We start from the raw sequence: 12,347 nt of genomic DNA on the forward strand, positions 1-12,347 counted from the left end.
GCGCCTCACAGCATGGGGCCCAGGGGCGCGATTGCGGCGAAGCGCAGCCAATCCTTCTGCGCCTTCGGCGTCCAGGCCGCCTCGGCGATCGCCGGCAGGCGGGGGAAGACCAGGCGGTTGAAATAGTCGCGCGACAGGAAATGCTCCGACCAGATGCAGGCCTGCACGCCCTTCATGCGGCTCTTCAGTTCTTCCGGGAACTCACCCTCCGCCTCGTAAGCGTAGGTATGCTCCGGCGTCGCCGTGCCGGCCCAGCTGGCACCCGGCTCCTGCCAGGCATCGGCCTGCGCCATATCGAGGTAATAGGCCTGGCCCGGCGTCATCACCACGTCGTATCCCTCGCGCGCGAGTTCGATCCCGACCCTGGGGTTCTCCCAGGCCATCAGCAGCGTGTCCTCGGTGCCGACGCCGCCGCCATGGGCGACCTCGTTCCAGCCGACGAGCTTGCGGCCGCGCGCCGTCAGCATCTGCTTCACCTTCTTCAGGAAGTGGGATTGCAGCGCGAAGGTGCCGGAAATGCCCTGCACTTCCATGAGCTTGCGCGCCAGCGGCGAAGCAAGCCATGAACCATTGGCCACCTCGTCGCCGCCGACATGGACGTAGCGGCTCGGGAAGAGCGCGACCATTTCGTCGAAGACCTTTTCGAGGAACTCGTAGGTAAACGGCACCGCAGGATTGAGCGCATTGTTGGGGTAGCCCTGGACCGAATGGTAGCTCTCCGGCGCCTCCTGCCCGTCCGCAAGCTCGGGAAGCGCCACGAGGGCCGCGGTGCTGTGGCCGGGAATGTCGATCTCCGGAACCACCTCGACATTGAGTGCTGCGGCATGGGCGACGATCGCCTTGACCTCCTCCTGGGCGTAGAAGCCGCCGACCGGCGCGGCGCCATTGCCGAGTTGCGGCAGCAGCGGCTCGTCCGGCCCGCGCATGACGCCGAGCGTCGTCAGCGTCAGAAAGGCCTTGATCTCCAGCCGCCAGGCCTCGTCATCCGTCAGATGCCAATGGAAGACGTTGAGCTTGAACCAGGCAAGGATGTCGATCAGCCGCATCACGTCGGCGGTCGGATAGAATTGCCGCGCAACGTCGAGATGGCAGCCGCGCCAGCCGTAGCGCGGCTGATCGGCGATCGTGCCCGCGGCGGGAAAGCGGAACCTCGCCGCATGACGGCGGGCGCCGTCGAGAAGCTGCGCGAGCGTCGTCAACCCATATTGCCGTCCGGCGGCTTGACCGTATTCGAGCCGGATTTCCCGGCCCGAGAAGGCAAGCCTGTAGGCTTCGCCACCAAGCTCACCGCTCTTGGCGAAGACGATCGGCCGGCCCTGCCCGGACGGTGCCAGGCTGAAGGGGGCGTGGCCGGCGGGGAAAAGGCGATGGTGGAGCGCGAGCACATTGTCGATCGCCTCCATATCCTCTGCGCTGCTTCCGGCGGCCGGAAAGAGCACGTCGGGCAGGCCTTCTCCGGCCACCGCATCGATCTTCGCCGGCCAGGGCTGCAACGCGAAGGGCAGACCGACCCGCCCCTCCGGCAGCCGCGCCGGCGGCGGCTCGCTCGTGGCTCCTTCCAAACGCAGGTCCGACACGGCGACCGGCACGTGCCGCCCATCGGAAAGCGTCAGATAGGCCGATTTCGCCCCGTCGGTGCAGTGCCTCGCCTCCCGGTTCAGGCCGCTGACGGAGAAGGTCCAGCTCTCCCCGCGCGCAAGAACCAACCCTTCAGGCGGCGCGAACTCATGGAAATTGGCGTTGCGGCGCAGGAAGGTTGCATTCTGGCAGGCGGCGGGATCAACGACGCGGGTGAGCGAGGTGTAGACCAGGCGGAAGCCGCTGAGGGGCAGTTCCGAAAGGTTGAAGAGCACGAAGGTGAGGCGCCCTTTGGGGCCGCCCTCCGGCTGCCACGCGGATTCAAGGCGATAAGAGACCGGCTGCATGGGAATCCTCCCGAAAGGGATTGGTCAATAATGGCTGGATTGCGAGAAGGTGCGGGCGATTTCCGCCTGGCCGGCGGTCAGGCCGCAATCGACCGGCAGGCAGACACCGGAAATGGCGCTCGCCTGCGGGCCGGCCAGGAAGTGAACGGCATTGGCAACGTCCTCCGGATCGACGATGCGCTCGAGCGGATACCAGCGCTTCGCCTCATCGAAGACCTGCGGATTGGCCGCCGCACGCGCCTTCCAGGCCTGCGTGCGGACCGTGCCCGGCGCAACCGCATTCGCGCGGATGCCGAACTTGCCGTATTCGACGGCGATCAGCCGCGTCAGATGCAGGAGCCCCGCCTTGGCGGCGCTGTAGGCCGGGTGGCCAAAGACGGCCATGCCGTTGACGGAGGCGATGTTGACGACCGAACCCCGGCTCCGCTTCAGCATCTCCTCGACCGCTCGGAAGCAGAGGAAGGCCGCCTCGAGATTGAGCGCATTGTCCATGCGCCAGATCTCCGGCGTCGTATCGTGCAGGCTGACGGCGCGTGCCGCTCCGGCATTGTTGACGAGCGTGCGGACGAGGCCGCGCGACGAGGCCGCCTCCGCCATCGCCGCGACGCTACGGGCATCCGTCACGTCGCAGGCAACGGCGACAAAACGCGCCTCGTCCCCGAGATCGCGCGCCGCCCTTTCCGCGGCCCCGCCATCGATGTCGGCGAGCACGACGACGTCGTGCCCCTCGGCGAGGCGCCTGGCAATGGCGCGGCCGATATCCCCGGCGGCCCCGGTGACGATCGCGATGGCTTTGGGCGCAGGCGTTTCCTGTGGCACGTCAGTCTCCGAGTAGCTGGCGATCGTCGCCGTCCCTGTGCACGACGAGCTGCTGCTTGATCCGCCGGAGCGTCGCCGTCGCCTGCGGCTGGACGCGGTAGGCGACGAGGCTCGCGACGATATCGAGCAGCGCCACATAGGCGATGCGGGTGGAGGTCGGTCGATAGATGTTGTTGCCTTCCGGCAGGTCGACCGGAACGGTGATATCGGCGGCGCCGGCGACGGGACTGCCGCTCTGCGTCAACGCGATCGTCGGCACCTGTGCCTCGCGGGCGAGCGTGAAGGCGCGCACCAGTTCCGTGTTGCGGCCCGAAAACGACGAGCCGATGATGACATCGGCGGGCCTGGCCGCCGCCGCCATCATCAACTGCATGCTGTGGTCGGAACTGGCGGTGATGCGCAGCCCCAGGCGGAACAGCCGGTTCTGCAATTCCCCGGCGATCATCGAGGAATTGCCGCCGGAACCGAAGGCGTAGATCATTTCCGCCTGCGCCAGCCGGTCGGCCGCCTGCTCGATCGCCGCGAGGTCGAGCGAGCGGTGAAGCAGAAAGAGTGCGTTCTGCGCCTTGGTGATGATGTCCTGCGCCACGTCGCCGGGCTCCTGGCTCTTCGGCTCGGGCTTCAGGTAGCGCATGCCGATATACGGCGTGCGCGCCAGTCGAACCTTGAAGTCGGAAAAGCTTTCGCAGCCGAGCCGCCGGCAGAAGCGCGTGACCGTCGGCGGCGAGACATCGGCCTTGGCCGCGAGCTCGATGATCGATGCATTGACGGCGAACTCGAAATCATTGAGCAGGATGTCGGCGATGCGGCTTTCAGATGGGGACAGCCGCCCCTTCTCCTCCTGCAAGGTCGCGAAAATATCCATCGAACGGCGCCCCTCTTCCCTCAGGCGTCCTTCGGCTTGTAGGCGACGCAGTCGATCTCCACCTTGCAGTCGACCATCATGGAAGATTGCACGCAGGCGCGTGCCGGTGGATGAGCTCCGAAATATTCCTGATAGATCCTGTTGAAGCTCCAGAAATCGCGCGGATCGTCCAGCCAGACGCCAACTCTTACCACGTGCTCGACACCGTAGCCGGCCTCCTTCAAAATGGCCAGAACATTGCCGATCGCCTTGTGCGTCTGCACCACGATGTTGCCGTCGATGACCTCGCCATTTTCCATCGCCACCTGTCCGGAGACGTGGAGCCAGCCGCCCGCCTCGACGGCACGCGCGAATGGCAGTGCTTTTCCGCCCGCGCCAGCCTGTTCGGCGCCATAGCGTTTGATCGACATGAGAGCCTTCTCTGCAAATTATTTTCTTTATCCGTTGACAAGTCACCACAGAACGCGGAATTTTGCCAGAGAAAATCCTGATTTATGAAAAGAATTTAAATCCGGCGGACACATGCGCGATCCCTTCCACAATCCCTTTCCCGCAGCGGACACGGCCCGGCACTCGATCTGGGAAATGCTGGTGACGCGGGATATCGACGCCTTCCTGGCCGCCGACTGGTCGATGGTGGCCGGCGATTTCATCGAAGAGGGCTTCATCGGCATCGACGGAAGAGCGGAGACAAGCCCGGATGAATGGCGGCTGGCCTTCCCCTCGCTCGCCGCCTATCGTGACGAGTGGCTGCGCCAGGCGCGCGACTTCGCCGGGGAGTCCTTTGCCGAGGATCCAAGGGCGGCGATTTTCAAGACCACCAGGCTCGAGGACATCGAAATCAATGGGGAGCGCGCGCTTGCCCGCAAGAAGTTCGACGGGGGCCTCAGGAAATCGGACGGCACTTTCGTCGCCATGAAGTGGCAGACGGTCTATTATTGCCGCTTGCAGGAAGGCCGCTGGAAGATCTGCGGCTTCACCGGCTATCTCCCGAACCCGATGGGGTCGAACTGAGGTGAAGGGAAAGCCATTGCGCATCTTCACCGCGGCGCTCGCGACCGAAACCAACACCTTCTCCCCGATCTGCATCGACCGGCGCGCCTTCGAGGCCTCGCTCTACGCGCCGCCCGGCAAGCATCCGCAAACGCCGACGCTCTGCACCGCGCCGATCACCGTCGGCCGGCGCGTGGCGGCGAAAAAGGGCTGGCAACTGATCGAGGGCACGGCCGCCTGGGCGGACCCGGCCGGCCTCGTCAACCGGCAGACCTACGAAGACCTGCGTGACGAGATTCTCGGTCAACTCCGCGCAGCGCTGCCCATCGATGCCGTCGTTCTCGGCCTGCACGGGGCGATGGTCGCGGACGGATACGAGGATACCGAAGGCGACCTGCTTCAGCGCGTGCGCGAGATCGTCGGTCCGGAGGTGCTCGTCTGCGCCGAACTCGACCCGCACAGCCACCTCACTGAGAAAAGAGTCGCGGCAGCGGATTTCTTCGTCTTCTTCAAGGAATTTCCGCATACGGATTTCGTCGATCGCGCCGAAGACCTCTGGCGGATCGCGGTCGACACGCTCGAGGGTCGGGCCACACCGGTGATGTCGATTTTCGATTGCCGCATGATCGACGTCTTCCCGACATCGCGCGAGCCGATGCGCAGCTTCGTCGACAAGCTCGTGCGACTGGAACGGGACGACCCCGATCTGCTGTCGCTCTCGGTCGTGCACGGCTTCATGGCCGGCGACGTGCCGGAGATGGGCACGAGGATGCTCGTCGTCACCAACGGCAAGGCCGAGAAAGGCGAGGCGCTCGCCCGCGAATTGGGACTCGAGCTCTTCGCCGGACGCGGCACCTATCGCATGCCGGAAATCGACGAGCGCCGGGCCGTCGCGCAAGCGATCGCTGCGCCGGCAGGCCCGGTGGTGATCGCCGACATGTGGGACAATCCGGGCGGCGGCACGGCGGGCGATGCCACCGTGGTGCTGGAAGAGCTGCTCGCCAACAACGCCACCGATGCGGCGATCGGCACCATCTGGGACCCGATGGCCGTACAGATCTGCATGGCCGCCGGCGAAGGGGCGGAAATCCCCTTGCGCTTCGGCGCGAAGTCGGCGCCCGACACCGGCCGGCCGATCGACGGCATCGTCAGGGTCGTCAGGCTCGTGCGCAATGCCGAGATGCGCTTCGGAGAAAGCTTCGCCCCCTTCGGCGATGCCGCGCATATCAAGTTCCGCGGCATCGACATCATCCTGAACACGACGCGCGCCCAGAGCTTCGACCCCAGCCTTTTCTCGGTCATGGGCATCGACCCGCTGTCGAAGAAGATCCTCGTGATCAAATCCACCAACCACTTCTTCGCTTCGTTCTCGAAGATCGCCTCCGAGATCATCTATTGCTCGGCGGGAACCCCCTACCCCAACGACCCGGCGAGGACGCCCTATCGGCGGGCAAGACGCGACATCTGGCCGATGGTCGCCGACCCGCATGGGGCGGAGCGCTGAGGGCTTGAGGATCGCCCCTGACGTGCAGAATCTCAATGGTTTAAAGAGCTCCGCCCCCTCCCCGCACGCGGCCGCACGCGGGGAGAGGGAGTCGAGCGGCGCCGCGACTCTCCTTCGCCCCGCTTGCGGGGAGAAGGTGGCCGGCAGGCCGGATGAGGGGCGATCGCGCGTCCGCCAGTCAATTGACGATGCGCTTCGCCATCAGCACATCGTCGACTTCCCGGCCGTCACGAATGCAGCCGCCCGGGATGCGGCCAATTTCGGTAAAGCCCATCCGCTGATAGAACCGGATCGCAGCCTCATTCTCCGCGCTTGCGGCAAGCTCCAGCTGCCGGACGCCGATCTCTCGCGCATGATCCGTGGCGGCGTCCAGGAGACGCGAGGCGAGGCCGCTGCCGCGCAAGTCGCGGCGTACATAGACCATGACCAGCGTCGCGCGGTGCGCCATTTTGCTCGGCCGCTGGCGCAGCAGGCCCATGAGGCCGACCGGGACCTCGTCATCAAGGGCCACGAAGACGGGATTGTCGAGCATCCGCCGCCGCCATTCGTCCTCCGGCAGGCTTTCCCAATCTTCGGCACTGCTGGCAAAGGAATCGGGTTCGGCCCTGAGCGATTCCAGCCGGATAGCACGAAAGGTGTCGAGATCGCCGAGACCGAGCAGCCGGATGGTTGCAGCCATGATCAAGCCACCGCCGGATCGAACAGGCTCATGTCGAGGTCCGTCATCTTCACCCGACGCTCGAACGCGGTGCCGTTTTCGTCGAAGAGGTGGCAATCGCCGGCGCGGATGCCGGTCAGGACCTGCTGGTCGGCGCGGATGGCGATATTCCCCGGCAGCATGGCGCAATAGTTCTCGCCTTCACCGCCAAGCGAAGCATAGGCAACGGTGTGCGCGCCTAGGCGCTCGATCACCGAGGGCGTCACCGTCAGCGTCAGGTCGGCGGCGCCCGTCTGGACGTGCTCGGGCCGGACCCCGAGCGTCAGCGTGCGGCCGGCCATGCTGCCGCGCGGGACGACCGGAATGCGTGCGGTGTGACCGCGATAGTCGACCTCAACCCCGGCATCGTTCACGCCGGTGCAGACGACCGGAAGGAAATTCATCTTGGGATGGCCGATGAAGCCGGCGACGAAGACATTGGCCGGCTTGTGGTAGAGTTCGAGCGGCGCTCCCGTCTGGGCGATCTCACCGGCATTCAGAACGACGATCCGGTCCGCCATCGTCATCGCCTCGACTTGGTCGTGCGTGACGTAGATCATCGTCGCCTTCAACTGCCGGTGCAGTTTCGCAAGCTCGATGCGCATGTCGGCACGCAGCGCCGCGTCCAAGTTCGAGAGCGGCTCGTCGAAGAGGAAGATCTTGGGCTCGCGCACGATCGCCCGGCCGATCGCCACGCGCTGGCGCTGGCCGCCCGACAGCATGCCCGGTTTCTGCTGCAGGCGCTGGTCGAGATGCAGGATGCGTGCTGCATGCTCGACCCTGGCCTTGAGCTTATCCTCAGGCATCTTCTCGACCCTGAGCGGAAAAGCGATGTTCTCGAATACGCTCATATGCGGATAAAGCGCATAGGACTGGAAGACCATGGCGATGCCGCGCTTTACCGGCGGCAGGTCGTTGACGCGCTTGCCGTCGATGACGATGTCGCCCGCCGTCGTCTCGTCGAGGCCGGCGATCATCCGCAAAAGCGTGGACTTGCCGCAGCCGGAGGGGCCGACGAAGACGACGAACTCGCCGTTCTGCACCTCGAGCTCGATGCCCTTCAGCACCTCGTAGGTGCCGTAGAATTTCTGAACCTTGCTGAGTTTGAGCTGTCCCAAGAACTGTCTCCGGCAACACAGGAGGGGACCGCGAGCCGTCCCGCTCGCGGTCCCTATCGGTTTACTTATACTGCTCGAGGTCGGCGGCCGCCTTCTTCAAGGCGTCGGCCGGCTCGGCCTTGCCGGTGACGACCGACTGGACCATTTCGATCATGGTATTCTGCAGGCCCTTGTAGTCGGTGAAAAGCGGCTCCGGCCCGCCGAAGGAAATGCCGTCGATGAACGGCTTCCAATAGGGATTGGCGGCGACCATCTCGTCGACGGCCTTGCCCGGACGCAGCGGCGTCAATCCTTCCTGTGCCTCGTAGATCGGCTGGTTCTCCGGATTGGTCAGGAACTTGGCGAACTCGATCGCCTTTTCCTCGACGCCGGTGCCGCTGAAGACGGCAAGGCTGTCGGTGATCAGGAGCGTGCCCGGACCCTTGGCGCTCGGACCGAGCGGCAGCGGCGCGACGCCCCATTCGATCTTGGTTTCCTTCAAGCGGTTCACCGCGCCGACCGACGCATGGATCATGCCGAGCTTGCCGTCGAGGAAGATCGCACGCACCTCGTTCTGCTCGTAGGAGGTCGGGCCCTCCTCGGCATAGGGCGTGATGTCCTTCAGCGCCGTCAGCGCCTCGAGGTTCTCCTTGCTGTCGAGGGTGATGTTGCCTTCGGCGTCGATCACCGAACCGTTGTTCGTGTAAACCCAGTGCAGGAACTGGTGCATCGTGTTGTCGAAGGTCTTGGCGACCACGCCGAAACCCGGAATGCCGGTCTTCTCCTTGATGATCCTGGCGTATTCGAGCTCCTCCGCCCAGGTCTGCGGCGGCTTTTCCGGGTCGAGACCGGCCTGCTTGAACAGCGCCTTGTTCCAATAGAGCGACTTGGTGGAGAAGGCGACCGGCACGCCCCATTGCTTGCCGTCGGACGTCACCGTGTCCATGATGTAGGGATAATAGGATTTCTTCTCCTCGTCCGTGAAGGGGATCGGCACGATCAGCTCGTTCTCGGCAAATTCCTTGAGCGTGCGCGAGCCGACATAGGCGAGCGCCACCGGCGTGCCGGAGGCGGCAAGCGTCGTCACCTTGTCCTGGCACTGGCCCCAGCCGACCACTTCCGAGGCGATCTTGTAGCCCGGATTGGCTTCCTCCCATTTCTTGATGAACTCGGCGTGCGCCGGCTGCATCTTGTCGCCGCAGGCGAGGAAGGTGATTTCGGTGTCGGCGAGCGCCGGCAGTGCGGTCGTGGCGAATAGCGCAAAAGTCCCGGCAATCAATGAGGCATGCTTTGTCATGGTTATTCCCCTCGCTTGTGAAGCTCGTTGTTGCGGTTACTGTTTCACGGCGCCGGCGGTCAGGCCCGCGACGAGATAGCGTTGCATCAGGAAGATGAGAATGACGGCCGGCGCGATGCCGACGAAGCTTGCCGCCATCAGTTCGTTCCAGATCACTTCCTGCCTGCCGAAATAGGCGTAGAGCCCGATCGGCAGCGGCATGTATTCGGTCTTCGAGTTGAAGGTCAGCGCAAAGATGAACTGCTGGGCATAGGAGCCGATGAAGGTGGTGATCGCGACCACGGTGATGCCGGGCATGGCGATCGGCAGGATCACCCGGCGCAGCGTGTAGAAATGGCTGGCGCCATCGACGAAGGCGGCCTCGTCGAGCTCGCGCGGGATGCGCATCATGTAGGTGCGCAGCAGCCAGATCGCCGACGGGATGAGAAAGGCGACGCCCGGCACGATCATCGCGAAATAGGTGTTGAGCACGCCCATGCTGCGCATCAGCCGGAAGAGCGGGATGAGAAGCACGGCGCCGGAAAACATGTTGACCGCCAGGAAGGCCGCCAGCAACGCGCCGCTGCCGCGGAATTGGAAGCGGGCAAAGGCGTAAGCCGACGGCACCACCAGCACCAGCACCACCGCCGTGACGATGGTTGAGATGAAGAAGGAGTTGAAGATATAGCGGGCAAAGCCCGGCACGCTGACCCACATGGTGCGGTAGGCCTCGAAGGAGCCGTTCTCCGGCCAGAACCGGTAGGGCGAGGAAAACAGCAGCCCCAGCGGTTTCAACGACACCGAGAAGCCTTCGACGAAGGGGGCAAGGATGAAGGCCAGGAAGACGAAGATGCCCGCATAGATGCCGACGAGTTCGTACCAGCGATAGCGGTTGATCATGGCGGGCTGGCTCATCGGCTTTCCCCGGAGGCGAGGCGATGGGTGACGCGGAAATAGACGATGCAGAAGATCGACAGGAAGATGCAGATGAGCACGGCCCGGGCGGCGCCCTCGCCGTATTTCTTCGAGCCGATCGCGGTCCGGTAGGTGTCGATGATCATCGTCGTCGTGTCGCCGTTCGGGCCGCCCTGGGTCAGGATCCAGATGATGTCGAAGGAGTTGAAGGTGGCGATCAGCGACAGCATCGACATGGTGATCATCGCCGGCACGAGCAGCGGCAGGGTGATGCGGCGGAACCGGTAGAAGCGCCCTGCCCCGTCCGTCCAGGCGGCCTCGTAGAGGTCCTGCGGGATCGCCTGCATGGAGGCGAGCATATAGAGCGTCACCATCGGCACGCCGATCCAGACGTCGGTGATGATCGTCGCCCAGAAGGCGGTGGAGCCGTGGGCGAGGAAGGCGACGGGGCCATCGACGAGGCCCCAGTTCTGGAGCATGCCGGAGATCATCCCGAACTGGCCGTTATACATCCAGCCCCACATGAAGATGCCGATCGCCATCGGCACGATCCAGGGCGGCATGGTGAGCACGCGGAAGAGCGCCCGCCCGGGCACGGCGGCGTTGAGCATGACGGCGCCGAAGGTGCCGATGATCATCTTGATCGCCACCGAAAAGGCGGTCCAGACGAAGGTTCGGATGATGACTTCGGCAAAGGTGGCGTTGAAGATCTTGTCGTAATTCGCCGTGCCGACCCATTTGGTGGTCTTCTTGAGCGAGGCATCGGTGAAGGAGAGGATGAGCGTATCGACCAGCGGATAGGCGACGATCACCGTCACATAGAGAACGGCTGGAAAGAGAAGGATCCAGGCGAAGACGACGGTGCTGCGCCGAACACTCATGCCCCTCCCCCTCAGGCCGCCCGGGCGTGCAATGCTTCGTCGAAGCTATCCCAGAGCGGCCTGAGATCGACGACCGCCTTCTTCGTCCGCGCCTCGTCCATGGAGAGCGCCAGGATGCCGGCCTCCAGCGCATCGAGCGGCGAGACCGGCAGCGGACCGCCATCCCTCACGTGGGCAATGATCTCCGCCGCCATCTGTTCATCGGCGCCGTAATGCTGCGAGAGCGCCGTCTCCTTGACGTAGCGCTTCTCGACGACCCTCCTGCCCGAGAGCGCCTCGTGCACGTCGAGGTAACCGCGGATGAAATCGCCCTCCGCCATGCCGCGCGAACCGATCACGCAGAAGCGGCGGAACTGGTCCGGCACGTTGAGATTGGTGTGGAAGTTCATGGCGACGCCGTTGGCGTATTCGATGAGCGCGACCTGGTAGTCGATGATGTCGCCGTCGCTGTCGAAGACCTTGTCCGTGGCATTCCAGCCGCTCGGCTTGCGGTGGAAAAGCTCCAGGTCGTTGATGCCCTCGCGGGCCGGATCATTGGCCGGGGTGAAACTCTTGCGGCCGCCGAAGCTCGCCACCCGCTCGGGCCTCGCGCCGACGACGCCGTTGTAGAGGTCGAGGTCATGGCAGCATTTCTCGAGCATGAAGCTGCCGGCGTAGCGCCCGTAGCGGCGCCAGTCGCGCATGAAGAAGGCACCGTGATAGGGTTCGATGTGCTCGGCCGCCTCGATCGAAACGATCTCGCCGAGCGTCCCCGCCGCCTGGGCGGCACGAAGGTCGCGATACATCGGTGCGTAGCGCAGCACGAGGCCGACCATCAGCCGGTCGTGGCCATGTTTCGCGAGCAGCGCCGCGAGCTCCAGGCTCTGCTCGATGGTGCTGACGATGGGCTTCTCGCAAAAAACCTTCAGCCCCGCCTCGAGACCGATGCGGATATGGTCGAGATGCATGTGGTTCGGCGAGCCGATCATCAGGAGATCGAGCTTCTCGTTGGCAATCAGTTCCTGGGGCGAGGCATAGGCTTTGCCGGCGGAGATGCCCTTGTCCGCGAGCGTCGAAAGACCGGCCGGCGCCGGGTCGACATAGCCCGCGACCTCGAAACCCTCATCGATCGCCTTGAAGACATATCCCAGATAGCCCAGGCGGAATCCGAGTCCGATTATCCCGACTCTCATGCTCTCGCTGTCCCCTTGCCTTTTTGGCGTAATTTATTTTCGTAGACTGAGATAGAATTCGCGCTGCGTCAACCGCAATCCGAATATTTCGGCAAAATGTGAAATTCATTTTCATGGCCCTTGCGTCACGCGACCGAACGGCGACGGCAGCGCTGTGAGCACGCGAAGCGAACCGTCTTGCTGAATCAGAATATCTTTTGCGT

Annotated in this window: 12 protein-coding genes; 2 read left to right on the forward strand and 10 right to left on the reverse strand. The window is 64.3% G+C overall.

Annotated features, from left to right (window positions below):
• Window positions 1-5: 5 nt before the first annotated feature.
• From ATB98_RS21695 to ATB98_RS21710, 4 genes are read right to left on the reverse strand one after another with little or no spacing between them, the layout of a single operon-like run.
• Window positions 6-1,925, reverse strand: coding sequence for a beta-N-acetylhexosaminidase (locus tag ATB98_RS21695; protein ID WP_066877288.1), 1,920 nt, complete (start codon window positions 1,923-1,925; stop codon window positions 6-8).
• Between the two features lie 24 nt (window positions 1,926-1,949).
• Window positions 1,950-2,744: an SDR family oxidoreductase gene (locus tag ATB98_RS21700; protein WP_066877290.1), complete on the reverse strand. Its 795-nt coding sequence runs from the start codon at window positions 2,742-2,744 to the stop codon at window positions 1,950-1,952.
• Between the two features lies 1 nt (window position 2,745).
• Window positions 2,746-3,609, reverse strand: coding sequence for a MurR/RpiR family transcriptional regulator (locus ATB98_RS30115; protein ID WP_066877292.1), 864 nt, complete (start codon window positions 3,607-3,609; stop codon window positions 2,746-2,748).
• 20 nt (window positions 3,610-3,629) lie between these two features.
• Window positions 3,630-4,019 (reverse strand): RidA family protein, encoded by a 390-nt coding sequence (locus ATB98_RS21710; RefSeq protein ID WP_066877297.1) that lies wholly within the window; start codon window positions 4,017-4,019, stop codon window positions 3,630-3,632.
• A gap of 112 nt (window positions 4,020-4,131) precedes the next feature.
• Here ATB98_RS21710 and ATB98_RS21715 point away from each other — a divergent pair, with 112 nt between their 5' ends.
• Entirely contained in the window at window positions 4,132-4,623 is a 492-nt protein-coding gene (locus tag ATB98_RS21715) for a hypothetical protein (protein ID WP_066877298.1), read from the forward strand.
• A gap of 16 nt (window positions 4,624-4,639) precedes the next feature.
• Window positions 4,640-6,106 carry a M81 family metallopeptidase gene (locus ATB98_RS21720; protein ID WP_066877300.1) on the forward strand — a complete coding sequence of 489 codons (1,467 nt, stop codon included), beginning with the start codon at window positions 4,640-4,642 and terminating at the stop codon, window positions 6,104-6,106.
• 178 nt (window positions 6,107-6,284) lie between these two features.
• On the opposite strand, the gene ATB98_RS21725 is transcribed toward ATB98_RS21720, so the two are convergent.
• The 6 genes from ATB98_RS21725 to ATB98_RS21750 form a co-directional block, all read right to left on the reverse strand.
• On the reverse strand, window positions 6,285-6,785 hold the full coding sequence (locus ATB98_RS21725; protein WP_066877303.1) for a GNAT family N-acetyltransferase: 501 nt from the start codon (window positions 6,783-6,785) through the stop codon (window positions 6,285-6,287).
• Between the two features lie 2 nt (window positions 6,786-6,787).
• A complete protein-coding gene (locus ATB98_RS21730) occupies window positions 6,788-7,921 on the reverse strand; it encodes an ABC transporter ATP-binding protein (RefSeq protein WP_066877305.1) in 1,134 nt (377 codons plus the stop codon).
• A gap of 61 nt (window positions 7,922-7,982) precedes the next feature.
• Window positions 7,983-9,197 carry an ABC transporter substrate-binding protein gene (locus ATB98_RS21735; RefSeq protein WP_066877307.1) on the reverse strand — a complete coding sequence of 405 codons (1,215 nt, stop codon included), beginning with the start codon at window positions 9,195-9,197 and terminating at the stop codon, window positions 7,983-7,985.
• Window positions 9,198-9,233: 36 nt separating this feature from the next.
• Entirely contained in the window at window positions 9,234-10,091 is an 858-nt protein-coding gene (locus ATB98_RS21740) for a carbohydrate ABC transporter permease (protein WP_066877309.1), read from the reverse strand.
• Window positions 10,088-10,972, reverse strand: a complete 885-nt coding sequence (locus ATB98_RS21745) for a carbohydrate ABC transporter permease (protein WP_066877311.1) — start codon at window positions 10,970-10,972, stop codon at window positions 10,088-10,090. The genes ATB98_RS21740 and ATB98_RS21745 overlap by 4 nt, the downstream gene beginning before the upstream one ends.
• An 11-nt stretch (window positions 10,973-10,983) precedes the next feature.
• Window positions 10,984-12,144: a Gfo/Idh/MocA family protein gene (locus ATB98_RS21750; RefSeq protein WP_066877313.1), complete on the reverse strand. Its 1,161-nt coding sequence runs from the start codon at window positions 12,142-12,144 to the stop codon at window positions 10,984-10,986.
• Between the last annotated feature and the right edge of the window lie 203 nt (window positions 12,145-12,347).

The sequence above is a fragment of the Sinorhizobium saheli genome (assembly GCF_001651875.1).
Lineage (GTDB): Bacteria > Pseudomonadota > Alphaproteobacteria > Rhizobiales > Rhizobiaceae > Sinorhizobium > Sinorhizobium saheli.